Origin of the sequence: Cryobacterium roopkundense (genome assembly GCF_014200405.1) — a bacterium.
GTDB classification, from domain to species: domain Bacteria; phylum Actinomycetota; class Actinomycetes; order Actinomycetales; family Microbacteriaceae; genus Cryobacterium; species Cryobacterium roopkundense.
The window spans coordinates 3,777,514-3,802,009 of the sequence record NZ_JACHBQ010000001.1; the positions used below are offsets into that span (position 1 = coordinate 3,777,514).

Consider the following 24,496-nt stretch of genomic DNA (forward strand, 5'->3'; position numbering starts at 1 on the left):
GTCTAGCGAACGAGCTTCGGCAGCACCTGCGCGCCGAACACGTCGATCCACTGGCGCTGGTTGCGGCCCACGTTGTGCAGGTAGATGCGGTCGAAGCCGAGGTCGACGAACTTCTGGATGTACTTGCGGTGCTCGTCGGGGTCCGCCGAAATGATCATGCGTCCCTCGAAGTCTTCGGGGCGCACGAGCTTGGCGATCTGCTCGAACTCAAACGGCGAGCGGATGTCGCCCTTCGGAAACTTCATGCCGCCGTTCGGCCACTCGAGCAGCGCGTTCTTCATCGCTTCTTCGTCGGTCTCTGCCCAGCTCATATGCAGCTGCAGCACCTTGGGCATGGTCGACGGGTCTTTGCCGGCATCGCGCGCGCCGTCGTCGAACTTGCCGAACAGCATGGAGATCTTCTCGAGTGGAGCACCCACGGTGATGAGCCCGTCGGCGTGACGGCCGGCACGCTTGGCCGTCACCGGCCCGGCGGTCGCGACCAGAATCTCGGGGGCGACCTCCGGCATGGTCCAGAGCCGCGTCGATTCGAGCTTGTAGAACTGGCCCGAGTGCTTCACGTCTTTGCCGGCGATCGAGGCGGTGAAGAGCTTCGAGATGATCTCAATGGCCTCGAACATGCGGTTGATGCGCTCGGGCGCTTCCGGCCAGTAGACCCCCACGATGTGTTCGTTGAGGGCTTCCCCGGAACCGAGGCCCAGCCAATGCCGCCCCGGATACATGGCGGCAAGAGTTGCGGAGGCCTGCGCCACCATCGCGGGATGCCAACGGAAGGTGGGCGCGGTCACGCCCGGTCCGAGGTCACCCGTCGTGCGCTCGGCGATCGCAGCCAGCACGCTCCACACGAAGGAGCTTTGTCCCTGCTGCGGTACCCAGGGTTGAAAGTGGTCAGCCGCCATCACTCCGCTGAAACCGTGCTCTTCGGCATACGCCGACAGGGCAACAGCCTCCGAGGGGGCGAACTGCTCCAACATGGCCGCGTAGCCAATCTGCAACTCCGTCATTGTGACCTTCCTGAGTGTCGGGTGATCCTCACCATTAAAGCGCAACACCGTCGCGCCCTTATTCGATACCCGGCCCGCCTAGGCTGGAGGCATGCGCATTGCCACCTGGAACGTCAACTCCATCCGTGCCAGAGTCGATCGCACCGTGGACTGGATGGTGCGCGAAGACATCGATGTGCTCGCCATGCAGGAGATCAAGTGCAAGCCCGAGCAATTTCCGGTGCAGCAATTCGAAGACGCCGGCTACGAACTGGCCATCCACGGCCTCAACCAGTGGAATGGCGTCGCGTTCGCGAGTCGCCATGAGATGAAGGATGTGGCGACAGCCTTCCCAGGGATGCCCGGCTTTCTGAAAGGCCAGGAAGGCCCTGACCAGCCCCTTGAGGCCCGCGCCCTCGGCGTCACCGTGAACGACATGCGCCTGTGGAGCCTCTACGTGCCCAACGGTCGCGCCCTCGAAGACCCGCATTACACCTACAAGCTCGACTGGCTCGCCACCCTGCAGCGGCACGTCCAAGCCGAGCTGTCGGCCCAGCCCGACCTCGCCCTCGCGTTGATGGGCGACTGGAACGTGGCGCCTTTCGACGAGGACGTGGGAGACCCCACTCTCGTGCCCGGCGTATCCACGCACATTTCGCCGCCGGAACGGGCGGCCTTCGAGGCCTTCGCGGCCGCAGGCCTCAGCGACGTGGTGCGGCCCCTCGTGCCGGAGGGCTTCACCTACTGGGACTATAAGCAGCTGCGTTTTCCCCGCAACGAGGGCCTGCGCATCGACTTCATTCTCGGCTCGCGGGCCTTCGCCGACCAGGTGACGGATGCCAGCATCCACCGCAACGAACGCAAGGGCGAGGTTCCCAGCGACCACGTTCCCGTTGTCGTCGATCTCGACGTTGAGGGTGAAGACGACGATCGCCCGATGATCTTTTAGGCCCGATCATGTCAGTACCCGAGTCGATTCCGCACTCGTCGGATTCCGTCACCGTCTCGATCTCACGCTGGGTTGACCCGAGCCGCATCGAAGAGGCGACTGGCTGGGTGCAGGCCGGCATGGACCTCGCCCACCAGTATCCAGGCTTCCTCGGCTCGGGTTGGGTGCGGGCGAGCGAGGATTCAGGGCACTGGCACATGCTCTACAAGTTCTCCAACGCCAAGCGCCTAGCCACCTGGGAGAACTCGATCGACCGCTCCGAGTGGCTGCACGCCGGCCGTGACCTCGTGCTCGACGCCCGCGAAGAGAAGCGCACCGGCATCGAGGGTTGGTTCGACGCCCCGCAGGAGGCCGAGCCCGGCGTCGTCCTGGTACCGCCGCCGCGTTGGAAGCAGGCCGTGAGCATCTGGCTGGGGTTCTTCCCCCTGAACCTGGCGTTCACTTTTCTCGTCACCACGCTGGTGCCTGGCTGGAACGACCTGTGGATCGTGGCGAAGGTGCTGCTCACGACCCTGGCGCTCACACCCCTGATGGCCTACGTCGTTCTGCCGTGGATCACGCGGATGCTGCGCCCCTGGCTTCAGAAGCAGCCCTCGTAACGATCACGATCGCCTCACACGATCGTAAAGGTGAGCTCACCCACTCCGGCGACTCCCCCGGCAACGCGGTTGCCGCGCTCGATCGCCCCGACTCCCGCCGGCGTTCCGGTGAAGATCAGGTCACCGGGCATCAGGGTAACCGACCGGGACAGAGCGGCAATCACATCCTGCACCGCCCAGATCTGGTCACCCAGGTCGCCGAGCTGGCGCGATTCGCCATCGACGCTCAACCAGATTCCACCGCGAGACGGATGCCCGATGGCCTCGGCCGGTACCAGCGGCGAGCAGGGGCCCGAAAAATCGAACCCCTTCGACAGATCCCACGGGCGCTTCATCGCCTTGGCCTGGTCTTGCACGTCACGGCGTGTGAGGTCGACCCCCGCGCCGTAGCCCCAAACATGACCGAGGGCATCCGCTGCATCTATGTCGGCACCTTCGAGGCCGATCGCGACGACAAGTTCCATCTCAAAGTGCAGGTTGGCGGTCTCCGGCGGGTACGGCACCTCGTGGGGAGCGACCCCACGCGCCGGAACGCCCTCCGCCACGGCGAACACCGCATCATACGGCTTGGCGAAGAAGAACGGTGGCTCTCTGTCCGGGTCATTACCCATCTCCCGCGCGTGATCGGCATAGTTGCGCCCGACGCAGTACACACGTCGCAGGAAGAATCGTTCGTCGGAGCCCCCGATGGGAAGACTCACGGGGATCGGAACGGGCGGAGCGGCAAGCATGTCGTCCTTTCGGTAGCGGTGGGCGTTTCGGGTACGGTTTGGCGTTGGTACAGCCCCAGTCTGGCCGTTCCACTGCAGGGTAAGTTTCACACGACACATCTCGGATGGCCGCTGTCGTGGTGCGAAGAAGGAGAACAGGTTATGGCGAGTCACGTCATCGTTGCCGGGGCAGGGATCGTCGGCTTATCTACAGCGTACGAGCTCAGCCGCCGCGGACACCGTGTCACAGTTCTCGAGAAGGAACCGGCCGTCGCGGTGCACCAAACGGGAAACAACTCCGGGGTGATCCATTCCGGCCTGTACTACACGCCCGGAAGTCTCAAGGCGACTCTCGGCCAAGCCGGGGCGATCTCGATGGAAAGGTTTGCGCGGGACCACGGAGTGGACGTCGATATCTGCGGCAAGCTCGTCGTGGCCACCAGTCCACAGCAAATTCCCGCTCTCGAGCGCCTCCACGAGCGGGGTCGAGCCAACGGCGTGAACTGCCGTTTGGTGTCATCCGAGGTGGCCCGGGAGTTCGAGCCCCACGTGAACGCGGTCGCGGCCCTCCGGGTGGAGGCAACCGGCATCGTTGACTATCCAGGGGTCTGCGCCGCCTTGCAGGGGCTGATCGAGGCCCACGACGGGGAGGTGCTCATCAACCAGCGCATTGTCGGAGTGGCCACGAACGACGATGCCGTCACGGTCACCACACCGCACCGCGAATTCCGGGCGGATGAGTTCGTCAACTGTGCAGGGCTGCACAGCGACCGCGTGGCGCGTCTGGCCGGGTTGCGCCCTGACGTGCGGATCATCCCGTTCCGAGGCGAGTACTTCGAGCTCGCTCCGGAGGCGACGTCGCTCGTGAGGGGACTCATCTACCCGGTTCCCGACCCGGCCTTTCCTTTTCTGGGTGTGCACCTCACCCGGATGATCGAGGGTGGCGTGCACGCCGGACCGAACGCGGTCTTCGCCCTGGCGCGTGAGGGATACACCTGGCTCGACGTGAATCCCCGCGATGTGTGGGAGAGCGCCCGCTGGCCGGGCCTCTGGAAACTCGGGCGCAAGTTCTGGCGAAACGGCCTCGAAGAGGTCGCTCGTTCCCTGTCTCGCCCGAAGTTCCTGGCAAGCCTCCGGGAGCTCGTGCCCGAGCTTCCGGATGACGGCCTGATCCCCACGCACTCCGGTGTTCGCGCCCAGGCCATGCGACGTGACGGCAGCCTCGTGGACGACTTCTACTTCGAGCGCGCGAAGCGGCAGATCCACGTGCTGAATGCGCCGTCGCCGGCCGCTACCGCCAGCCTCGAGATCGGCCGCACGATAGCCGATGAGCTGGTCGCCCAGCGATAATTACTGGGCCACTAGGCGAGGAGCGCGGCGATCACGAGCAGTGCAGGGATCGAGGCCACCGTGGCGAGCAGCACGGTGTCCCTGGTGACAATGATGGCCCGGTTGTAGCGGGCCGAGAAGTTGAAAATGTTCTGCGCGGTGGGGAGCGCGGAAACGGCCACCACAGCGAACAGTTCGGCGCTGCCGAGATCGAAGACGAATCGTCCGAGCAGGTACGCGATCACCGGCATCACGGCCACCTTGATGACGGTCGCCACCACCACTTGCTTGCGGCCGGTGCCCTTCTTCAGCAGGCGTTGGCCGTGCAGGGACATGCCGAAGGACATGAGCACCATGGGGATGGCTGCACCCCCGATGAGTTCGAGCGGGGCGAGCACCGGAACAGGCACCTCGATACCGAGGATGGCGACCACGATTCCCGCCACGGACGCGATGATCATCGGGTTGCGCAGTGGCTGCGTCAGGATAGATCCGAATGAGATGCGTCCGCTCGTGGACACGTCCAGGATGGCCAGGATGATCGGGGCGATCACGAGCAGCTGAAGCAGCAGCACCGGTGCCACATACGTTGCGCTTCCGAGCACGTAGATGGCCACCGGAAGCCCGATGTTGTTGGCGTTGACATACGTCGCCGAGCCGGCACCGAGCACGGTCTCCGCCACCGGCAGGCGGAAAAAGATACGGGCCACGACAAGATAGAGCACGACGCCCGCGACGATGGTGCTCAGGACCGTGAGCAGAAACGTGGAGAAGAGCAGCCCCGGGTCGGCGTGCGACAACACAGTGAAGAGCAGGGCAGGCGTCGCCACAAAGAAGGCCATCCGGTTGAGCACGATTCCCGCGCCGGAGCCCGCGATCCGGAACCGCTCGACGATGTACCCCACCAGGATCACGAATCCGATGATGCTGAACCCTACAAGTACACCGCCCATTTACCCGAGCCTAAGGGGCTGTGGCCGCCGGCCTGACCCTCCGGTACGGGCCAGGCGGGGGCTATACCGGGCACACGGCGCACGACTACGCTCGCACCATGCCTCATCTCGACGTTCCCGGAGCAGCTCTTTACTACGAGACGGCCGGTCACGTGTCTGCGCCGGCGCTGGTGCTGCTGCACTCGCCGATCGCGCACTTGCGCATGTGGGACCCGCAGGTAGCCGCCCTCGCTGCCCACCACTTCGTGATCCGGTTCGACGCGCGCGGTTTCGGAAAAACCGAGAGCGAGAACGTGCAGTTTTCCAACCGGGCCGACACCCTGGACCTGCTCGACCACCTCGGCGTCGAAACTGCCACCTTGATTGGCTGCGGGCGTGGCGGAACCATCGCGCTCGACATCGCCCTCGAGAGCCCGAATCGGGTGATGGGAATCGTTTCAATCGGTGGCGGCCCCAGTGGATTCCCCGAGATTCAGCTCTCCGACGCCGAAGATGCCCTCTTCGATGCGCTCGACGAGGCCTTCACAACCAACGACTCCGAGCGTCTGGCCCGACTCGAGGTGGCCCTCTGGGCCGTCGGACCACTGCGCGACGAGAACGATCTCGACGCCGACTTCGTGCGCACGGCCACCGGCTTCACCCTCGACAACGTGGCAAGGGCCGCGGAGCGTCCCGTGCCCCTCCCCCTCGACCCGCCGGCCGTCGACCGCGTGATCGAGATCGCTGCGCCCGCGCTCATCACCGTGGGCGAATACGACCTCACACCCGCGCTGGCCGAGTATGAATACCTGCTCGAGGTCATGCCACAGGCGAGCGGCTGCACGTTCCGCGACACGGCTCACCTACCAAGCGTCGAGCACCCGGCCGAGTTCCAACGCGTGCTCATCAGCTGGTTGGCCAGAAACGGTCTCTGACGCGAGGTCCTCCACAATCCGTACTGAGTGCAGGCATTCCCCCACTTCCTCTGTGCGCGCCCGTGGCCCCGATGAGGCACGTAACCTGTTGTCACAGGGCGAATCAGGGGGTAGACGATGACAGGCACTGACTCCGACGCATTCTTCACCGAGCAGGCAGGGCGAGTGTCCTGGCCCCGGATGGCCGCTGACCTCACCGATACGACGCGCTGTCCCGCCTGCCAAAGGATCCTCACGGGCTCCGTGTGCGGTACCTGCGGTCTGGATCTCGCGCATCCGGCCGCGACCGAGCTGCTGACCGTTTCACTGGATGCCGCGGCGAGTCTCGACCGACGCGTCGCCCTGATCGGCCGCATCCGCTACGACAGCGACCAGGCCTTCGATCAGGCAGCGAAGGCTGTTGCGGCGAGCCCCGCCTCAACCGACCAGCGGGACACCGCCACGGTCCCCCCGGTCCTACCAGTCCCACCGGTCCCACCCCGTGACGTTAAGCCCGAAGCGCCCGTCATGCGACCGGCGTTGATCCCGCTCCTGCCAACGGTCGAACCACCTGCGGCGCGTCCTGGCACCGGCCCGCTTCTCCCGTCCAGTGCGGCGCTCCCCAGCGGCTCGATCGGCTCGATCGGCTCGATCGGCTCGATCGGCCAGGATCGACCCAAGCGGTCGAGCGTGCAAATTCTCATGCTGCTGGTGGGCGTGCTGCTCGTGGCGGTAGCCGCCGTGTTCTTCCTCACTCTCGCGTGGCTCTTCGCCGGCCTCGCCGTGCGTTCCCTGATCGGCGTGGTGCTCACACTCGCCGCTCTCACGCTCGCGGCCGTTCTGCGGAGAAAGCGGCTCGTGGCGACCGCCGAGGGCATCGGCGCGCTGGCCGTGGTGCTTGTGCTGCTCGACGCCTGGGCTGTGCGCCAGAACAATCTTTTCGGGCTCGCCTCGGCCGACGTTCTTCTCTACTGGGGAATCGCCCTGTGCGCCTGCAGCGCACTGTTCTTCGTCTGGCACGCGCTCTCCCGTCTGCGCGTGGGGAGCGTGGCCGGTTTCCTGTTCGCCACACTCGGCCTCGGCTTACTCGCCGCCGGGCTCGCGTCCGCACTCTCAGACCCGACACGCCTCTTCCTCGCCTTCCTCGCGGCGGCGGCCGGCACCCTCCTGCACCGGGTGACGCTTCCGTCGAGCCCGCCGGAAGCAGCCGGCCGCTGGCCGTCAGTCGACCGCGTGCCGGAGCGGATGGCACTTGTCGCCCTCGGCTCCCTCGCGCTCGTGTCGGCCACCGTAACCGCGTCACTCATGCAGCCGGCGAGCACCCTCGCCCCGCTGTGGGGCCTCGGAGCGGTCGCGTGTGTGGCGGTGCTGCACGTGGTCGCCGTACTGACGGCCACGCCCCCACCGGGTTCCACGGCAGCGATCTACCGATTCTTCGCCTACGGCTGCGCTGTGCTCGCCACCGCAGCCGCCTGCTCGATCGCGCCGGTCGTGGCAGCCCGCGCGGCAAGCCTGCCGCTGCTCCTGACGGCACCCGTGCTGCTGGCCGTCACTCTGGCACTCACCCTCGAATTCGTCGGCCGACGCCTCCGGGTCGCGTCCCCCGAGCGTCGTGCGGTGCTCGCGTCCGCAGCGACTGCCGCGCTGCTGGCCACCTCTTCAGCGTTCCCTGTCGTCGGCTTTGCACTCTGGCCGTTCGGCACGGCTCTCGCGACTGGCCTCACCGGAAACGGCAGCCCCGTGGCCGAGCCGTCAATGGACAACTGGTGGGCGCTGCTCACCCTTGCCGCCACGGGAGCACTCGCCGGGCTGTTCTGGTGGCGAGGCGGCCTGCTCCGCACGCGGCGGCCCTTCATCTCGTGGCTTGCCCTGGCGATCGTCGTGGTGGCTGTGCCGTTCGCCGGGGCGCTGTGGCTTGTGCTGGGGCTCTACGTGCTGGTCGGCGCCCTCGCCCTCGCCGCGTTGCTGCGTTCGCGCGCGGGTTCGCACGCACTCGGTCCGATTCGCATGACGATTGTCGTTCTGCTCATCGCGGCCACGACGTGCGCCTATCTGATCAGTTGGGCGAGCAGTGCTACCTGGTGGGTGGGCACTCTCACCGTGGTGGCCGTGCTCGGCATCGCTCGCCTCCTGTTCGACGCCCACAGCGGGCAGGTCGCGCGAGGTATCGTGCTGTCGGGCGCCCTGCTGTTCGCCGTGAGCGCCGCCGGGATCGCACCGTGGGCACTCACCCTGGGCGAGAACCCGTCGTACAACTCCACCGCGATCAACGTGGTGGTGGGACTTGCGCTGGCGGCGGGCATGTTCCAGCTTCTCTTCGCCCTGTGCTCAGCGCGGGTGCTTTCCGACACCGAGCGATGCTGGGCGTTCTACACGCTGCTGCTGCCCACCGCGATTCTCGCCTTCGTACCCGTAGCAACGTTCGCGGGCCGTCTCACGAGCGAGGAGCGCGCGACGCTGTTGCTGGGCGATCCGCCGGCCGCCGTGCTGGTCGCGGCCCTGCTCGCCGCAGCCGCAGCGATCTGGGTATTTCGCGCTCCGGGTGACGGCGCCCTCCGTTGGCCACGACTCATCGCGGCCGTGGCCCTCGCCCCCACGCTGTTGCTGCTGGTCGCGGGGCTCGCCACGGCAACGGATGCCCCGGCCGCCTTCGCGGGTCTTGTCGCACCCCTCGTTGCTCTCGCGATTTGCGGCCTCGCGCTGGCCCGTGGAACGGACCGTGCACGGCCGGCCCTCGAGGTCGGGGCGGCCCTCATCCTCATCCCGAGCCTGTTCGTGAGCGTGGCCACCGACCGGCCGCTCGCCTGGCTCGCGCTTCTGATGGCCGGGCTCGTGGCCCTCGTCGTGGCGGTAGCTCCCGACGGGCTTTTCTCCTCCTACTCGGCGCGACGGCACTTCGGCTGGCTCGCGATAGTTCTCGCCACGGCTGGCCTCTGGCTGGGCCTGTCCGGCAGCGGCACGGAGGCCATTGAGCCGTACGTGCTGCCCGTCGCCGGATTACTGCTGGTGACCGCAGCCCTCGTTCGCCGCTTCGGCCGCGTGCCTCGGGCCGAGGCTGCGAGTTCGGTGGCCGGCCTGCTCACGTTTGTGGGCCTCGCGGTCGCGCTCGTGCCGCTGGCCGTTGTGGGCCAGTCCGGCTCGCTCGTGCGGCCCATCGCCGTGGGCGTGATCTCGGCTGTTCTGCTTCTGAGCGCCACCGCCATCCGCTGGACCCCGCCCCGCTCCGCGTACCTCGCCGCCGTCGGTGGCGCCGGCGGCATCGGACTGTTCGTGACTGCCGCCGGCCGGGTAAGGAGTGTGCTCGACGAGTCGGGAATACCCGACGGACGGCTCGAGCTGTGGCTGCTGCTCCCGTGTTCCTTTGCCATCGTGGCGGCGTTCCTGCTCGCCGGGCAGCGCCATGCTGCGGATGCGGCGCTGCGCGCGACCGCCAGCCGGGTGCTCGTGCTCGGGGCGCTTGCGCTGGTCGCCGCCGCGGAACTGGCCACCCTGGTCGCCGCCCCGCCTGCCGCCGATGCGACGCTTCTGGCCGTGCGCGCCGCGCTGCTCGTGATCGGGCTCAGCGGCGTACACGTTCTCGCTCTTCGACGACCCCGCGCACCGCTCGGCGCCGTGATCGCGTGGTCGAGCATCGGACTCGCCGGAGTGGCCGCGTTCGCTGCCCTGTACGTCGACGCCGTCGATCCGGTCGAACTCGTCACTGTGCCCGTCGGCCTGGCGCTCGTGCTCGGCCAACTGGGTCGCACGGTGTCGGCCGCCGACACACACCGCATCATTGTGACCGTCGGACTCCTGATCGCGCTGCTGCCGAGCGCCGTCATCGCCGGCGACGGCAGCGTGCTGCGCCCGCTTGCGCTCCTGCTCACGGGCGGAACACTCGCCATCGCGGGCGCGGTCCTGACCACTCGCCAACGCTGGGCCCACTTCGCCTGGCCATTCTGTGGCGTCGGCGTACTCGCGGTCGCGGTCACCGCAATCGCCCGAATTTCCCCCCTGCTCGCGGGCAGCCCCACCGGTCGACTGGAAGCCTGGTTGCTGCCAGCGGTCCTGCTGATCAGCGCCGCCGGGGCGGGACTGATTGTCGCCCATCGACGGGCGCAGGCGGCGACATCCGCTGCCCGGCCCGGCGGCGCCACCGGCATTCGAATCGGCTACGCCCTGATCGCCGGAGCCCTGATCGGCCTCGCGATCACCGAGCTGGCGACCTTGGACTTCACGCCGCTCGCCGCCACGCGGGTGATTTTCGTTGTCTGGCTCTGCGCCGCGCTGCGTCTGGCCCTGTTCTGGCTGGACCGCAGCACCGAAGGACGACAGCTGGGTTGGATCGCCGTAGGCATCGGCGGCTTCGCCGTCCTCGCGGGCCTGCTGTACGCGGTGCCAGACCCCGTCGAGATCGTAACTGTGCCCCTCGCGCTGGCCGTGCTCGGGTCTGGCTGGTTGCATCTCGAGCGCAATGCGACGTCGCGCAGTTGGCGCTGGTTGGCACCCGGCCTGCTCCTGCTGCTCGGGCCGTCACTCCTGTTCGATCTGGGCGACAGCGCCCTGTGGCGCATCGTCGCACTGGGTGTGGTGGCCGTGATCGTGCTCGTGGTCGGGGTCGCGCAGCGCCTGCAAGCTCCGTTCGTGATCGGTGCCGTTGTGCTCCTCATCCACGGTCTGGCCCAGCTGTGGCCGTGGATCTCACTGGCCTACGGGGCTGTCCCGTGGTGGCTCTGGCTCGGCGCGGGGGGAATCCTGCTGATCGTGCTCGCTGCGCGGTACGAACAACGCATCCGGAATTTCACGTCCATCGCGCTGAAGATCTCCGCGATGCGTTGACCGTCGCGCCCGCACCTGAGAGTGTGGGACGGCGGGGCGTGCTCTGCCCGCAGAAGCAAGGGAGCTTGAATCATGGCGGTAATTGGATGGATCGGCCTGGGAAACATGGGCGGACCTATGACGGCGAACCTCGTGAAGGCCGGACATGAGGTGCGCGGATTCGATCTCAGCAGCACCGCCCTCGAAGCGGCCGCAGCGGCCGGCGTCACCGTCGCCACGAGCATTGCGGATGCCGTGGCGGGCGCCGATGTGGTCTTCACGATGCTGCCCAAGGGCGAACACGCCCGTGCGGTGTACCTCGGCGACGAGGGGATTCTGGCCTCGGTCGCGGTCGGCACTCTGCTGATCGATTCCTCGACAATCGACATTGAATCCGCCCAGGCGCTGCACACAGCGGCGGCAACCGCCGGATTCCGATTCGTGGATGCCCCGGTCTCCGGGGGCATGACCGGAGCGCAGGCCGGAACCCTCACGTTCATGATCGGCGGCGAGGCCGGCGCTGTGGCCGATGCCAGTGTGTTCATCGGGCCGATGTCGGCCAACATCATTCCCACCGGGGGCGCTACCACCGGCCAGGCCGCGAAAATCTGCAACAACCTCATGCTGTTTATCAACCTCGCCGGGGTCTCGGAAGGCGCCGTACTGGCCGACAGGCTCGGCCTTGACAAGCAGGTGTTCTGGAACATCGCCTCCGTGTCCTCGGGTGACAGCTGGGCCCTGCGCACCTGGTACCCCATCCCCGGAGTCGTGCCGACCTCGGCCGCCAACAACGACTTCGCGCCCACGTTCACGGCCGAGCTGGCCAAGAAGGACATCGGGCTGGCCGTCTCCGCCGCGCAGGCCACCGACACTCCGCTTGAGATCGGCGAGCACGTGCAGCAGTTCTTCCAGCGAATGGTCGATGCCGGCCAGGGCGGCAAGGACTGCTCGATGATCGTGGAACTCGTTGACGGCACCCTGGAGCAGCGCACGGCGGCGCTGTAGTTCGGGGTCTAGTCGAGCTGGATTTCCTGGGGGGCTAGTGTCTCGCGTCCCACCCAGTCGTCCATTGAACGGTAGACGCCGAATGCCCCGGCCACTCCATCCCAGAGCGGCAGGGGCAGGGCGCCACGGAGCGCCTTGGCCAGCCCGACGGTCCACGGCATCATGAGCAGAGGTCGGCCGGCGAGCATCGCCCGCCACACCCGGTCGACGACATATTCCGGCGTCATGAGCGGGGTGAACAGGGGGCCGCGGGCACCGTCGAACATACCGGTGGAGATATAGCTCGGGCACACCGTGGTCACCTTGACCTGACCGTACCCCTGCTGGGCGAGTTCGAGGCGAAGCGAGTCGCTCCAGCCGATCAGGGCCGCCTTCGACGCCGCGTAGACGCTCATCCGCGGATTGGACAGGGTGCCGGCGGCCGAGGCAATATTCACGATGCGGGCCTCGCGCGTGCCGTTCGTCATCATGTGCGGCAGGAATTCCCGCGCGATGTACATGGGCGCGAGGGAATTGATCTTCATGGTGGGACGGATGTCGTCGCCGTTGTCATGGTCCCAGAAGAACTTGCCGCGAATGATTCCGGCATTGTTGATCACGATGTCGGGGTCGCCCACCTCCGTGCGCACACGTTGGGCGGTCTGCGCGATCGCGCCCAGGTCGGCGATGTCCACCACGAATGGCGCGACGAGCGTTCCGGGTTCAGCGCGCTCGTTCAACGCGGCGGCCGTCGACGCGAGCGCTGCGGCGTCCCTGTCCCACAGGATCACGGCCTTCGCCCCCTCGGCCACCGCCCGTTCGGCGTACAGGCGCCCCATGCCCCTGGCGGCCCCGGTAATCAACACACGTGCTCCAGCGACGGTTCGACTCATGTACCCATCTTCCCAACTTCTGCGCCGCATACTGTTACGTTTGGTTTCGCAATTTTCGGCGGGGGCCCACCCACCTTCGGTAGCGTCACAATCATGGCACGCACCCCAGTCCCCCGCACCCGGGCTGCGTCAACCACCGAGGCACCGTCGGCCGCATCAGCCAACACCGCGTTCACCGTTGAATTCGAGGGTGTCGGCCGTTCCTTCACCTCGTATCCAGTGCTGCGCGACGTGTCCCTCACCGTACGGCCCGGCGAGGTCATCGCCATCCTCGGAACGAGCGGATGCGGCAAGTCGACTCTGCTGCGAATCGCCGGCGGGCTTGACCACGCCAGTTCCGGATCCGTGCAGATCGACGGCACCCGGGTTGCCGGCATCGACGCCCGTTGCGCCGTGGGGTTCCAAGAACCCCGGCTTCTGCCCTGGCGCACCCTGGCCGCCAACGTGAGCCTCGGCCTGCCCGCCGGCACACCGCCGGCAGCGGGCCGCGCCCGGGTCGCCGAACTTCTCGAACTCGTGGGACTCACCGCCTTCGCGGAGCACCGACCCCGCGCGGTATCAGGGGGCATGGCCCAGCGCGCATCCCTGGCCAGGGCACTCGCCCGAAACCCCGGTGTGCTTCTGCTCGACGAACCCTTCGGCGCCCTCGACGCCCTCACCCGCCTGCAAATGCAGGATCTTCTGCTCGACGTGCACGCGGCCGCCCCCACCACGATCCTGCTGGTGACCCACGACGTGGATGAGGCCCTGCAACTCGCCGACCGCATCATCCTGCTCGGCGCCGACGACGACATCGATGACAGTTCGGGCCGTCGCACCGGCGCCACCATCGTGCAGCAGCTCGTGGTGCCCGGCGCACGACCCCGCGACCGCGGCTCTGCCGAACTCGCCGAACTGCGCGGTCGCCTTCTCGCCGGACTCGGCATCGACCGACACGGCGCAGCACGGGGTATCGCCGCCACGAGCACCATCCCCCTCTTCCCTTTCTAGTTCACCAACTGCCCGCACGCACCACACAGGAGACAGTCATGACCACACGACGATTCGTCACGACGGCGCTCATCGCCGGCGCCACCGCGGCCGCTCTGCTCCTGACGGGGTGCGTCGCGGGTGAGAACACGCCTGCCGCCGAGCCTGCTGCAGCCGGATCCGTCACCGAGGGCGGCACCCTCAACATCGACTTCGCCACCTACAACCCGCTCTCCCTCGTGATCAAGGAGAAGGGCTGGCTCGAAGACGCCCTCGCCGAGCAGGGCGTGGCCGTGAACTGGGTGCAGTCCGCCGGTTCCAACAAGGCCAACGAAGCACTGCGGGCGGGCGCCATCGATGTGGGTTCCACCGCGGGCTCCGCCGCGCTGCTGGCCCGGTCGAATGGTTCGCCCATCCAGGTAATCGACATCTTTTCCCAGCCGGAGTGGGCAGCCCTGGCCGTGCCTGCCGGCTCCTCAATCACGTCGGTGGCCGATCTGAAGGGCAAGCAGATCGCCGCCACCAAGGGAACCGACCCGTACTTCTTCCTGTTGCAGGCGCTCGAGGCCGAGGGCCTCACGCAGGACGACGTGACAGTTCAAAACCTGCAGCACGCGGACGGCTGGTCGGCCCTGCAGTCCGGCTCGGTAGACGCCTGGGCCGGGCTGGACCCGATCATGGCCGGCGCCGAGGGGGCCGGAGCCACGCTGGTGTACCGCAACGTGGACTTCAACAGCTATGGCTTTCTGAACGCCACCGAGGCGTTCATCGCCGAGAAGCCCGATGTGGCGCAGACCGTGGTCAGCGTCTACGAGCACGCCCGCGCCTGGGCCCTCGCCAACCCCGAGGAGACCGCGCAGATCCTCTCCACGGTAGCCGGCCTCGACTTGGCGGTGGCCACGACTGTCATCACCGAGCGCAGCAACCTCGACGTGGACAACGTGCCCGGTGACGCTCAGCTGAGCGTGCTCGAGAAGATCGGCCCCACGTTCGTGGCCATCGGCGACGTGATCGACCAGGCCACGGTCGACGCCGCCCTGGACACCATCATCAACGACGAGTTCGCCACCCAGGCCGACCCGACCATCGTCAAGTAAGCCGCAGGAGAGGGCAGATGCCGAACCGGGACACCATCACCACGAGCGAGTCGGCGCGCGTCGGGCTGCTCGGCGCGCCTGGCGAGCTCGTCGCGCCGACTGCCGCGGTGAGGGCTAGGCCCGAGGTGGCGGCTCGCACCGAGCGATCCGAACGGCGCGAGCAGAGCCGCAGCGGACGGCATCCGCTCACCGCGCGTCGCTGGTTCCGAGTGACAGCGGGGGCGGTGCTGCCGTTGATTCTGCTCCTCGTCTGGCAGCTCTCCACCGCACTGGGATTGGTCAGCACCGCCCAATTGCCGTCTCCCGAGATGGTGGGGGCGGCCGGGCTCGACCTGGCGCAGCGCGGGTTGCTCGGGCAGTATGCGGCAATTTCCACCCAGCGCGTGCTCGTGGGCTTCGCCATCGGCTCGGTGCTCGGCCTCGCGTTCGGTGCCCTGGTCGGCCTGTCCAAGGCCTCGGACGCCTTCTTCGCCCCGACCCTCGGCGCCATTCGCGCCGTTCCCTCGCTCGCCTGGATTCCGCTGCTGCTGCTCTGGCTCGGCATCCAGGAAGATTCCAAGATCACCCTGATTGCCATCGGCGCGTTCTTCCCCGTGTACACCACCGTCGCTTCGTCACTCAGACACGTCGACCGGCAGCTCGTCGAGGCGGGGCGCGCGTTCGGGCTCAACGGCCTGAAGCTCTTCCTCGTGGTTCAGTTGCCCGCCGTCATCCCCTCGGTCATCTCCGGGCTGCGGCTCGCACTCGCCCAGGCGTGGTTGTTCCTGGTGGCGGCTGAGCTCATCGCGTCGTCGATGGGGCTCGGCTTTCTGCTCATCGAATCGCAGAACAACGGACGCATCGACCGGATCTTCCTCGCCATCATCATGCTCGCCGTTCTCGGCAAGCTGACGGATGCCCTCGTGGGCGTCTTCGAGACGTGGGCCAACAAGAAATGGGCCTGAACTATGACTGACACCCAGCACACCATCCGCAACCTGCTTACTGAGACGCGCACGTATCCGGCCCCGGCGGGGTTCGCCGCGCAGGCGAACGTCGACGCGAGCTGGTGGGAGCGCGCGGCCGCCGACCCGATCGCGTTCTGGACAGAGCAGGCGGCCCGTCTCGAGTGGCAGGAGCCCTGGCACACCGCCCACACGTGGCAACCGGCTCTCCCCGACGCCGACGGCGTGCTGTCCATTCCGAAAGCGGAATGGTTCGCCGGCGGAAAGCTCAACGTGGCCGTGAACTGCGTCGACCGCCATGTGACCGCGGGCAGGGGCGACAAGGTGGCGTTCCACTTCGAGGGCGAGCCCGGCGACCGGCGCACGATCTCGTATGCCGACCTCGAACGCGAGGTGAACCGGGCCGCGAACGCACTGACCGACCTCGGCATCGTGCAGGGTGACCGCGTGGTGCTCTACCTGCCGGTGATTCCCGAGACCATCATCATCACCCTCGCCATCGCCCGCATCGGCGCCATCCACTCCCTTGTATTCGGCGGCTTCTCCGCGGAAGCCCTGCGCTTCCGGGTCGAAGACACCGGAGCGAAGCTTCTCGTGACCACCGACGGCCAATACCGTCGCGGCAAGGCTGTGCCCGTGAAGGCCGCCGCAGATGAGGCCGTGGCCGGGGTGAGTTCGATCGAGCACGTGCTCGTGGTGCGCCGCACCGGAGACGAAACTCCCGACGTCCCTTGGACCGCGGGCCGCGACGTGTGGTGGCACGACGTCGTCGACCCCGCGTCCGAAATTCACGTTCCGGGATACTTCGACGCCGAAACTCCGCTGTTCATCATCTACACGTCGGGCACGACCGGCAAGCCCAAGGGCCTGGTGCATACGAGCGGCGGCTACCTCGTTCACGCCAGTTGGAGCCACTGGGCCGTGTTCGACGCCAAGGAGACCGACGTGCACTGGTGCACCGCCGACCTCGCGTGGGTCACGGCGCACACCTACGTGCACTACGGCCCGCTCTCAAACGGCACAACGTCGGTGATCTACGAGGGCACACTCAACACGCCGCATCCCGGACGGCATCTTGAGATCATCCAACGGTACGGCGTGACCACGTATTACACGGCACCGACCCTGATCCGGACGTTCATGACGTGGTTTCCGAACGGCTGGCCGAGCGAATTCGACCTGTCCAGCATCCGCTTGCTCGGCACCGTGGGTGAGGCGATCAACCCGGAAGCCTGGGTGTGGTTCCGGGAGAATTTCGGTGCAGGCAGCGCGCCCATCGTCGACACCTGGTGGCAGTCCGAGACCGGGGCCACCATCATGTCGCCGCTGCCGGGTGTGAGCACCCTCAAGCCCGGTTCGGCCCTGCGGGCCATTCCCGGCCTCAGCACGCTCGTGGTCGACGACGCCGGGCGGCAGGTGCCGTATGGTTCCGGCGGGTACCTCGTGATCGACGGCATGTGGCCGGGACTCGCCCGCACGGTGTGGGGCAACCCGGAGCGCTACCGCGACTCCTACTGGGCGCGTTTCGCCGAGCAGGGCTACTTCTTCTCGGGCGACGGCGCGAAATACGACGACGACGGCGACATCTGGCTGCTCGGCCGGGTCGACGACGTGATCAACGTGTCAGGGCACCGGCTCTCGACCATCGAGATCGAATCGGCGCTCGTGGCGCACCCCGCTGTCGGCGAGGCCGGTGTGGTGGGCGTGAGCGATCCGACCACTGGCGAGGGCATCGCCGCCTTCGTCATCCCGGCCGTGTCCCCGCAGGACGCCGAAAGTGTTCAGGCTTGGCTTGACCTGCGGGCCGAGCTCGCGCCGCTCCTGCGCGCACACATCACCCACGAGATCGGCGCCATCGCGAAGCCCCGCGACGTATTCCTGGTGCCGGACCTGCCCAAGACCCGCTCGGGCAAAATCATGCGTCGGCTGCTCGGCGATATTGTGGACGGTCGACCGCTCGGGGATGTCTCGTCGCTGCAGGAGGAGAGCGCCCCGCGCCGGATCGCCGAGATCGTGGCGGCCGCTATATGAACATCAGGACAAAGCCGAAGATAGCGGCTATGACCCCCACGCCCACGAGGATGAGCCCGGTCAGGCGCAACGCCCGCCCATCGTGGCTCGGATCGTCCGTGCGGCAGCGGTCCGGCGAGCGCGGCACAAACCAGACTGGGATGTCGTCGCCCGGCACGAGGCCCTGCGACTCATGGGTGTTCTGGTGTCCGGCGTGCACGTCGCCCTCACCATCGAACCAGCGAATGACCGTTCCGGACTTGGACACGGCGATCACGCCATCCGTTTTGACCCAGCGATGACTGACCCCGCGCACGATGAGCCCCGTGATCAACAGCGGCACTCCAGCAGCAAGGCCCACGAGCGTCAGGATCTCGCTGATGATGCCGGCCATCGAGTTTCCGTCCAACACGCCCGCCATCCGTAATCGATATCCCTGTGAGTTCCTGTGACTAAATGTTATCGGCTTCGGTGGCGCGCATCTGCTCCCGTCCGCTGCTGCAGTTGTTTGCGCCGGCCGTTGCCTGCACCGAAGTCTGAAACTGCACGATGCGCGCTGTCCGGATGGCGCCGGCATGACGTTGCTGCCCTGAGGACGTTCGACGCAACCCGAGTGAGATACTCGACTTACGCGCCAAGTAACAGGAGTCACCGCAATGTCGAGCACGAAACCCGCCACGTTCGCCGAGGCACGCCTCATCCGCTGGCAGGAAGACGGGGCCGAGCATTCGGCGCTGTGGCGATCAGAGAGCGGCTGGGAACCGCCGAAACGCGTGGTGCTGGCCGACGACAGTCTGACGGCCGATGCGGCCTACCGGCTCGCGGCATCCGGCACCGGTATGTTGTGGCGCGGTGACTTTCACAACGCCCGCCAGCTGCTGAGCGCGCTCGCCCGCCGCGTCGACAGAGGGCAGCGAGGCAGGGACCGTGACCTGACGGCGGCCTTCCGCCGACACCGCACGGAGGCCGTGCGACGAGCTCACCTGCTCGGTCTGCTGCTGATCCCTCTCGACGCCGACTTCGCTGTGCCGCTGCGACGGGCGCCCGATGTGCGGCAGGCCTGCCTGGAGACCTACGGCGCGGCATCCGTCGACTCGGTTGTGGCACTGCGGGAGCTGATGGGTGTGATCGGCGCGCATGAATGGCGCACGAAGGGCGTGGAGATCGCGGCCCTTGGCGAGCGCATCCACCCGCACTACGGAGTGTTCTCGCCCATTCGCGGCGAGTATCTCGACCTCGTAAACACGGCTCCGCTGCCCGGCACCGCACTCGCCTTCGACATCGGAACCGGCACCGGGGTGCTCTCGGCCATTCTCGCCAGCCGCGGTGTTCAGCGCGTGGTCGGCACCGACCAGGACTCCCGCGCGCTCGCCTGCGCCCGGGAGAACGTAACCCGGCTCGGCTACGGCGGCAGGGTCGACATCGTGGAGGCCGACCTGTTCCCCGCCGGGCGAGCCCAGCTTGTGGTGTGCAACCCCCCATGGATTCCTGCGCCCGCCGTCACCTCGACCGACTTCGCCGTGTACGACCCGGACAGCCGCATGCTGCGCGGCTTTCTCTCCGGCCTCGCCGACCACCTCGAACCCGGCGGGGAGGGCTGGCTCATCATCTCGGACATCGCCGAGCGACTGGGCCTTCGCTCGCGCGGTCAACTTCTCGACATGATCGAAGACGCCGGGCTCGTTGTCGTGGCTCGCCTGGACACCCGCCCCGAGCATGCGCGGGCCTTCGACAAGACCGATCCCCTGCACGCCGCGCGCTCCGCCGAGGTCACATCGCTCTGGCGCCTGAGCGCGTTGGTCTAGCAATGGCTCCGGCAGAGCTGCGTGTCACCTCGGGCCGTTCCGCGCGCCTCGACGCGCTTCCGTTTACGCGCGAGCACCGCAAGCTGCTCGTGGGTTCCGGCACGGGCTGGGCCCTCGACGCCATGGACGTGGGGCTCATCTCCTTCGTGCTCGCCCAGCTCAACGTGCAGTGGCAGGCCACGAGCACGGAGCTCTCTTTCATCGCCTCATCGGGCTTCCTGGGCATGGCCATCGGCGCCGGCCTCGGCGGTCTGCTCGCCGACCGCATCGGTCGCCGTCAGGTCTTCGCCCTCACTCTCCTTATATATGGGCTCGCCACCGGCGCATCCGCGCTTTCGGGAACCATCGCGGTGCTCATCGCCTGGCGCTTCGTAGTGGGCCTCGGCCTCGGCGCCGAACTTCCGGTGGCCTCAACGCTTGTGAGCGAATTCGCGCCGCCACGCATCCGCGGTCGCATCATCGTGATTCTCGAGTCGTTCTGGGCCGTCGGCTGGACGCTCGCCGCCGTGATCGGTTTTCTGATGGTGCCGGCCTCAGCGGATGGCTGGCGTTGGGCTCTGGCCATCGGCGCCGCTCCCGCGGTCTATGCCGTTGTCGTGAGACTGGGGCTGCCGGAATCGGTGCGGTTTCTCGAGTCGAGGGGGCGCCACCGGGAGGCGGAGGCGACCGTGCGACGCTTCGAGAAGTCGGCCGGGGTGGCCGCGCCGGGCGCCGAGGTTGCTGCCCAGGCTCCTGCTCCGGTTGCCGTAGTGAAACCGCGGGTCTCCGCCCTCTGGTCTCCGGGGCTCCGGCGTCGCACCGGCGCGCTCTGGCTTGTCTGGTTCTGCGTCAACTTCTCCTACTACGGCGCATTCATCTGGCTGCCGACCATCCTCGTGGCGTCGGGCTTCTCCCTGGTGCGGTCGTTCGCGTACACGCTGATCATCACCGTGGCCCAGCTGCCGGGCTACGCGGCATCCGCTTACCTGATCGAACGCTGGGGCCGCCGCCGCACGCTCGCGGTGTTCCTGGCCGGGTCGGCTGTCTCCGCCGTGCTGTTCGGCCTCGCGGGCGACACCACGCAGGTGATCGGTGCGGGCATGCTGCTCTCGTTCTTCAACCTCGGGGCGTGGGGAGCGCTGTACGCGGTGACTCCCGAAATTTATCCCACCGGCATCCGTGCCACTGGCGCCGGCTGGGCGGCGGGAATCGGGCGCATCGCCGCCATTCTGGCTCCGCTCGCGGTGCCGCTGCTGCGCGATATGGGCGGCACGGGCCTGCTGTTCGCGGTGTTCGCCGCCTTCTTCGTGGTGGCCGCCCTCGGGGCCTTCGGCCTGCCCGAAAAGCAGGGCGAGGCCCTCGAGGACTGAAGCGCCCACTGCATCAACTTTTTGCCAAGTGGTAGCCGCTGAGGCTGGTGCGTCCGCCCACCACGTAGTCGCCGTCTCCCACGTCGATGCCGGCCATGTCGATGCCGCCCGGCGAGAACACGTCCGAGTGCAGGTCACCCCGATTGCCGTCGCACGGGTAGACGTCATTTCCCGCAGTGAACCTCACCATGTCTGCGGATCGGTCTCCAGGCTGGTCAGCCGAAACCCCGTCCCGGTATGTGGAGCAAACGTAGATCCCTCTCTTGGGTACGCGCGATTGGACGCCGGTCAGCAGTTCGAGTGTAACCACCGTTCCGCCGACGTCGACCGGTCGCTGCGTTGAGCGACTGTAAAACGATGAATCCCTCGCAAAGGCCGTCGTCGGGTCGTCCCCGAGCGGCACGGTCCATTCAATCCTTCCGGTTTGCCTGTCTACCCCGATGAGATCCATGTCAAGATGAGAAAAGCTGAAGTCGGCATTGTCCTCGCACCGACCAGGTCTGCCGTCACCGTCCAGGCGGGGCTGATCTCTGACTCAAAGTCACCAGCCGCCAGCGCAGGCACGCCGGCGCATCCGTTTAACAGACACCCGCCGACGGCGAGCAGTATGGCGAACGCCGAACCCTTGATCGGAAACGGATGCGTGCGCACGGTGACCTCCAGACTGGGCCGAGAATGCCTCAGCTCCAACGGTGGAGAGAGTGCCCCGAGAACGCGGGTTCCCGCTTCCCTCAGCCCAATCTGTGGAGAACTCCCGGTGCAGAGCCACCTGTGGACAACTTCGTGCCGGCGACCGCGAGCAGGTGCAGAGCCGCGGCATCCGCTGAACCGGGCACGGGCGCATAGGTCATCATTCGGTGGCCGTCATCACCCGGGAGGTGCATCACCTCGAAGTGCAGGTCGACGTCGCCGACCTCCGGGTGACGAAACTGCTTGGTGCCGCACACGCAGCGTTGCACCGGATGCTTAGCCCACAAGCCCGCGAATTCCGGGCTCTTGAGCGTGAGCTCGCCGACGAGCCGCATGAGTTGCGGGTCATCGGCGAATTGAGCTGCCACGAACCGAAGCGAGGCCACCGCGAGCCGAGCCTCGGCCGGCCAGCTGCGGTACAGGTCGCGGGTGTGCGCGTCAAGGAAGAGCAAGCGCGTGAGGTTCGGTCGGTCCAGCGGTCGCGTGGGGGCCTCGAATGCGAGGTGACCAGCCAATAGCAGGTGGCCGAGGCTATTCCAGGCGAGCACCTCGCTGCGGCGCCCGAGCACCACGCCGGGCACGTTCGTCATCGCCTCAAGCAGTTGCAGGGTGCCCGGTCGAGCGTGTTCCGCTTTCGGCACGGACCGGCGCCCTGCCCGAACCGGCGTGGCCAGGTCGTGCAGGTGCTCGCGTTCATCCGCGTTGAGGTTGAGTGCGCGGGCCAGCGACTCGACAACGGATGCCGACGCGTGCGTCGCCTGCCCCTGCTCGAGCCGCGTGTAGTACGTGGCCGAAACACCGGCGAGCTGAGCCAGCTCTTCGCGCCTCAGGCCGGGAACCCTGCGAGCTCCATACGAGGTGACCCCGGCAGCCTCGGGGGTGAGCGCCGCCCGACGGACGCGCAGAAACTCGCCCAGTTCGTCGGATGCTCCGGTTGCGTTCACGACTTTAGTCTGGCGGAACCGCGCACGTCCTGCCTATCCCTGTGGGTGCCAGGGTGTCCGGGCGTGGGCAAAGCCGGGCGTGGTGCCCGATCCCGCAGTCGCGGAGAGTCGGCTGCAGGTGCCCGAATCGTTTGGGCACGCATCAGAGAAGGGTCCGATATGCCCGACACGGACATCCGTCAGCTCCGCCCCGCACCGAAGGTAACCGGGCGACAACGAATCGTTCTCGCCGTCCTGCTCACGGCTAGCTTCACCCTCGCCATCGATTTTTCGATTCTCAACGTGGCGCTGCCTACGATCGGCGGCGACGTGGGTTTCTCGCTCGATCACCTGCAATGGATCTCGACCGCCTTCGCGCTGAGCGCTGCGGGCTTCACGCTGTTCTTCGGGCGCCTCGCCGACCTCGTCGGTCGCCGACGCCTCTTCTTGTTGGGCATGGCCCTGCTCGGTGCGTCATCGCTCGCCGGCGGGCTCGCTCACGAACCGGTTCTTCTCCTCACGGCCCGCGTTGCCCAGGGGCTGGCTACCGCGATGGTCGTTCCCTCCGCACTTTCGCTGCTCACGACGTCATTCGCCGAAGGCCCGATGCGCGCGCAGGCGCTGGGTCTCAACGGTGCACTGATGGCCGCCGGCTTCACGACAGGAGCGATCCTGGGCGGCCTGCTCACCGACCTTGTGAGCTGGCGTTGGGCCTTCTTTGCCAACGTTGTGGTGGCGATCCTCGTGCTCGTCATGGCCCCGCTCGTGATCACGGACTCTGCCCGTCGTGAACGCACGCCACTCGATCTGGCTGGCGCGGTCACCGTGACGCTCGGGCTGCTCGCCCTCGTCTTCGGCCTCACGACCGCGGGCGAGTCGGGGTGGGCGGCCCCGTTCGCGTGGGGCCCCATCGCGGGTGGTCTCGCGCTTCTGGGCATTTTCGGCATGGTGGAAAATCGTGTGTCTCGGCCACTCGTACCGCTTCGGGTACTGCGTCGGCCGACCGTCGCCTGGGCTAATGCGGCGGGCCTGCTCGCATTTGCCACCGAGACGTCTCTCGTGTTCGTACTCACGCTCTACCTGCAAAAGGTGCTCGACTACTCCGCCCTGGCCACCGGGCTATCCTTCGCCGTGCTCGGCGCGGGAACCGTCATCGGCGGCATCATTGGCCCGCAGGTCATCGGCCGGTTGGGATCCCCCCGGGCGATTGTCGTGGGTCTTCTCGTTCAGGCCGCGGCAACCGTTCCCTTGGTCTTTCTCGGCACCGACCCTGCGTGGATCGCCGTGATAATGGTCGCCACCTTCGTGGGCGGTGTGGCCAATCTCGTGGCGATCGTGGGTTACGTGGTGACCGCAACATCGGGTCTGCCCGACCACGAGCAGGGGCTCGCCACGGGCCTTGTGACTATGAGCCAGCAGGTGGGCATCACCCTGGGCATCCCCGTGATGTCCGCCATCGTCGCGGCGAGTCTCTCCACGCGCGGCGGCTCAGCCCTCCTCACCGGTATCACCTCGGCGATCGGCGTCAATGCGGCTCTGTGCGTGCTCGCCGCGGCATCCGTTGCCTGGTTCCTGCGGCCCTCGCGCACGGACCGCTAGCGGCGGCGGGCCTGGATGTC

20 protein-coding genes are annotated in these 24,496 nt (G+C 67.3%); 13 read left to right on the forward strand and 7 right to left on the reverse strand.

Annotated features, from left to right (window positions below; translation table 11 throughout):
* Positions 1-2: 2 nt before the first annotated feature.
* The gene (locus BJ997_RS17540) at positions 3-1,004 is read right to left on the reverse strand and encodes a TIGR03557 family F420-dependent LLM class oxidoreductase (protein WP_035837239.1); all 1,002 of its coding nucleotides are present in this window, start codon (positions 1,002-1,004) and stop codon (positions 3-5) included.
* 91 nt (positions 1,005-1,095) lie between these two features.
* Here BJ997_RS17540 and BJ997_RS17545 point away from each other — a divergent pair, with 91 nt between their 5' ends.
* Both BJ997_RS17545 and BJ997_RS17550 read left to right on the forward strand, forming a co-directional pair.
* Entirely contained in the window at positions 1,096-1,932 is an 837-nt protein-coding gene (locus BJ997_RS17545; RefSeq protein ID WP_035837238.1) for an exodeoxyribonuclease III, read from the forward strand.
* Between the two features lie 8 nt (positions 1,933-1,940).
* The gene (locus BJ997_RS17550; protein ID WP_035837237.1) at positions 1,941-2,531 is read left to right on the forward strand and encodes a putative antibiotic biosynthesis monooxygenase; all 591 of its coding nucleotides are present in this window, start codon (positions 1,941-1,943) and stop codon (positions 2,529-2,531) included.
* A 14-nt stretch (positions 2,532-2,545) separates the two neighbouring features.
* Here the strand turns inward: BJ997_RS17550 and BJ997_RS17555 are convergent, their stop codons facing one another.
* Complete coding sequence (locus tag BJ997_RS17555; RefSeq protein ID WP_035837236.1) at positions 2,546-3,262, reverse strand: fumarylacetoacetate hydrolase family protein; 717 nt, start codon at positions 3,260-3,262, stop codon at positions 2,546-2,548.
* A gap of 141 nt (positions 3,263-3,403) precedes the next feature.
* Between BJ997_RS17555 and lhgO the strand changes: the two genes are divergently transcribed.
* Complete coding sequence (gene lhgO, locus BJ997_RS17560; protein ID WP_035837235.1) at positions 3,404-4,591, forward strand: L-2-hydroxyglutarate oxidase; 1,188 nt, start codon at positions 3,404-3,406, stop codon at positions 4,589-4,591.
* Positions 4,592-4,602: 11 nt separating this feature from the next.
* On the opposite strand, the gene BJ997_RS17565 is transcribed toward lhgO, so the two are convergent.
* A complete protein-coding gene (locus BJ997_RS17565; RefSeq protein ID WP_035837234.1) occupies positions 4,603-5,523 on the reverse strand; it encodes an AEC family transporter in 921 nt (306 codons plus the stop codon).
* A gap of 98 nt (positions 5,524-5,621) precedes the next feature.
* Between BJ997_RS17565 and BJ997_RS17570 the strand changes: the two genes are divergently transcribed.
* The 3 genes from BJ997_RS17570 to mmsB all read left to right on the forward strand — a co-directional run bounded on the left by BJ997_RS17570 (position 5,622) and on the right by mmsB (position 12,218).
* A complete protein-coding gene (locus BJ997_RS17570; RefSeq protein ID WP_152602231.1) occupies positions 5,622-6,437 on the forward strand; it encodes an alpha/beta fold hydrolase in 816 nt (271 codons plus the stop codon).
* Positions 6,438-6,554: 117 nt separating this feature from the next.
* Positions 6,555-11,234 carry an SCO7613 C-terminal domain-containing membrane protein gene (locus tag BJ997_RS17575; RefSeq protein ID WP_183323642.1) on the forward strand — a complete coding sequence of 1,560 codons (4,680 nt, stop codon included), beginning with the start codon at positions 6,555-6,557 and terminating at the stop codon, positions 11,232-11,234.
* 72 nt (positions 11,235-11,306) lie between these two features.
* Complete coding sequence (mmsB, locus tag BJ997_RS17580; protein WP_035840394.1) at positions 11,307-12,218, forward strand: 3-hydroxyisobutyrate dehydrogenase; 912 nt, start codon at positions 11,307-11,309, stop codon at positions 12,216-12,218.
* Between the two features lie 8 nt (positions 12,219-12,226).
* Here mmsB and BJ997_RS17585 read toward each other — a convergent pair whose 3' ends face one another.
* Positions 12,227-13,090 carry an SDR family oxidoreductase gene (locus tag BJ997_RS17585; RefSeq protein WP_035840392.1) on the reverse strand — a complete coding sequence of 288 codons (864 nt, stop codon included), beginning with the start codon at positions 13,088-13,090 and terminating at the stop codon, positions 12,227-12,229.
* A 93-nt stretch (positions 13,091-13,183) separates the two neighbouring features.
* Here BJ997_RS17585 and BJ997_RS17590 point away from each other — a divergent pair, with 93 nt between their 5' ends.
* The 4 genes from BJ997_RS17590 to acs are packed head-to-tail and all read left to right on the forward strand — an operon-like array spanning position 13,184 to position 18,131.
* Positions 13,184-14,080 (forward strand): ABC transporter ATP-binding protein, encoded by an 897-nt coding sequence (locus BJ997_RS17590; RefSeq protein WP_052542770.1) that lies wholly within the window; start codon positions 13,184-13,186, stop codon positions 14,078-14,080.
* 38 nt (positions 14,081-14,118) lie between these two features.
* Positions 14,119-15,156: an aliphatic sulfonate ABC transporter substrate-binding protein gene (locus BJ997_RS17595; protein WP_035840389.1), complete on the forward strand. Its 1,038-nt coding sequence runs from the start codon at positions 14,119-14,121 to the stop codon at positions 15,154-15,156.
* A 17-nt stretch (positions 15,157-15,173) separates the two neighbouring features.
* Positions 15,174-16,100 carry an ABC transporter permease gene (locus tag BJ997_RS17600; RefSeq protein WP_084141795.1) on the forward strand — a complete coding sequence of 309 codons (927 nt, stop codon included), beginning with the start codon at positions 15,174-15,176 and terminating at the stop codon, positions 16,098-16,100.
* 3 nt (positions 16,101-16,103) lie between these two features.
* Positions 16,104-18,131, forward strand: a complete 2,028-nt coding sequence (gene acs, locus BJ997_RS17605) for an acetate--CoA ligase (RefSeq protein WP_183323644.1) — start codon at positions 16,104-16,106, stop codon at positions 18,129-18,131.
* Here acs and BJ997_RS17610 read toward each other — a convergent pair.
* Positions 18,124-18,531 carry a hypothetical protein gene (locus BJ997_RS17610; protein WP_052542372.1) on the reverse strand — a complete coding sequence of 136 codons (408 nt, stop codon included), beginning with the start codon at positions 18,529-18,531 and terminating at the stop codon, positions 18,124-18,126. The two genes, acs and BJ997_RS17610, sit on opposite strands and share 8 nt — an antisense overlap.
* A gap of 235 nt (positions 18,532-18,766) precedes the next feature.
* On the opposite strand from BJ997_RS17610, the gene BJ997_RS17615 reads away from it, so the two are divergent.
* Together BJ997_RS17615 and BJ997_RS17620 are read left to right on the forward strand one after the other, a co-directional pair.
* Complete coding sequence (locus tag BJ997_RS17615) at positions 18,767-19,915, forward strand: methyltransferase (protein ID WP_052542373.1); 1,149 nt, start codon at positions 18,767-18,769, stop codon at positions 19,913-19,915.
* Positions 19,916-19,917: 2 nt separating this feature from the next.
* Positions 19,918-21,264: an MFS transporter gene (locus BJ997_RS17620; RefSeq protein WP_035837289.1), complete on the forward strand. Its 1,347-nt coding sequence runs from the start codon at positions 19,918-19,920 to the stop codon at positions 21,262-21,264.
* 13 nt (positions 21,265-21,277) lie between these two features.
* Here BJ997_RS17620 and BJ997_RS17625 read toward each other — a convergent pair whose 3' ends face one another.
* Complete coding sequence (locus tag BJ997_RS17625; protein WP_160175888.1) at positions 21,278-21,454, reverse strand: hypothetical protein; 177 nt, start codon at positions 21,452-21,454, stop codon at positions 21,278-21,280.
* 541 nt (positions 21,455-21,995) lie between these two features.
* The gene (locus BJ997_RS17630) at positions 21,996-22,898 is read right to left on the reverse strand and encodes a helix-turn-helix transcriptional regulator (protein ID WP_052542374.1); all 903 of its coding nucleotides are present in this window, start codon (positions 22,896-22,898) and stop codon (positions 21,996-21,998) included.
* A 159-nt stretch (positions 22,899-23,057) separates the two neighbouring features.
* Between BJ997_RS17630 and BJ997_RS17635 the strand changes: the two genes are divergently transcribed.
* Entirely contained in the window at positions 23,058-24,476 is a 1,419-nt protein-coding gene (locus BJ997_RS17635) for an MFS transporter (protein ID WP_052542375.1), read from the forward strand.
* Positions 24,477-24,496 lie beyond the last annotated feature (20 nt).

What these genes read in the sequence shown, in the direction of transcription:
- BJ997_RS17625 (WP_160175888.1), bottom strand. Translation starts at nt 21,454, where the DNA reads ATGGTGAGGTTCACTGCGGGAAATGACGTCTACCCGTGCGACGGCAAT.
- BJ997_RS17610 (WP_052542372.1), bottom strand. Translation starts at nt 18,531, where the DNA reads ATGGCGGGCGTGTTGGACGGAAACTCGATGGCCGGCATCATCAGCGAG.
- acs (WP_183323644.1), top strand. Translation starts at nt 16,104, where the DNA reads ATGACTGACACCCAGCACACCATCCGCAACCTGCTTACTGAGACGCGC.
- BJ997_RS17545 (WP_035837238.1), top strand. Translation starts at nt 1,096, where the DNA reads ATGCGCATTGCCACCTGGAACGTCAACTCCATCCGTGCCAGAGTCGAT.
- BJ997_RS17570 (WP_152602231.1), top strand. Translation starts at nt 5,622, where the DNA reads ATGCCTCATCTCGACGTTCCCGGAGCAGCTCTTTACTACGAGACGGCC.
- BJ997_RS17615 (WP_052542373.1), top strand. Translation starts at nt 18,767, where the DNA reads ATGTCGAGCACGAAACCCGCCACGTTCGCCGAGGCACGCCTCATCCGC.
- BJ997_RS17635 (WP_052542375.1), top strand. Translation starts at nt 23,058, where the DNA reads ATGCCCGACACGGACATCCGTCAGCTCCGCCCCGCACCGAAGGTAACC.
- BJ997_RS17565 (WP_035837234.1), bottom strand. Translation starts at nt 5,523, where the DNA reads ATGGGCGGTGTACTTGTAGGGTTCAGCATCATCGGATTCGTGATCCTG.
- BJ997_RS17540 (WP_035837239.1), bottom strand. Translation starts at nt 1,004, where the DNA reads ATGACGGAGTTGCAGATTGGCTACGCGGCCATGTTGGAGCAGTTCGCC.
- BJ997_RS17555 (WP_035837236.1), bottom strand. Translation starts at nt 3,262, where the DNA reads ATGCTTGCCGCTCCGCCCGTTCCGATCCCCGTGAGTCTTCCCATCGGG.
- BJ997_RS17595 (WP_035840389.1), top strand. Translation starts at nt 14,119, where the DNA reads ATGACCACACGACGATTCGTCACGACGGCGCTCATCGCCGGCGCCACC.
- lhgO (WP_035837235.1), top strand. Translation starts at nt 3,404, where the DNA reads ATGGCGAGTCACGTCATCGTTGCCGGGGCAGGGATCGTCGGCTTATCT.
- BJ997_RS17585 (WP_035840392.1), bottom strand. Translation starts at nt 13,090, where the DNA reads ATGAGTCGAACCGTCGCTGGAGCACGTGTGTTGATTACCGGGGCCGCC.
- BJ997_RS17620 (WP_035837289.1), top strand. Translation starts at nt 19,918, where the DNA reads ATGGCTCCGGCAGAGCTGCGTGTCACCTCGGGCCGTTCCGCGCGCCTC.
- BJ997_RS17590 (WP_052542770.1), top strand. Translation starts at nt 13,184, where the DNA reads ATGGCACGCACCCCAGTCCCCCGCACCCGGGCTGCGTCAACCACCGAG.
- mmsB (WP_035840394.1), top strand. Translation starts at nt 11,307, where the DNA reads ATGGCGGTAATTGGATGGATCGGCCTGGGAAACATGGGCGGACCTATG.
- BJ997_RS17550 (WP_035837237.1), top strand. Translation starts at nt 1,941, where the DNA reads ATGTCAGTACCCGAGTCGATTCCGCACTCGTCGGATTCCGTCACCGTC.
- BJ997_RS17575 (WP_183323642.1), top strand. Translation starts at nt 6,555, where the DNA reads ATGACAGGCACTGACTCCGACGCATTCTTCACCGAGCAGGCAGGGCGA.
- BJ997_RS17600 (WP_084141795.1), top strand. Translation starts at nt 15,174, where the DNA reads ATGCCGAACCGGGACACCATCACCACGAGCGAGTCGGCGCGCGTCGGG.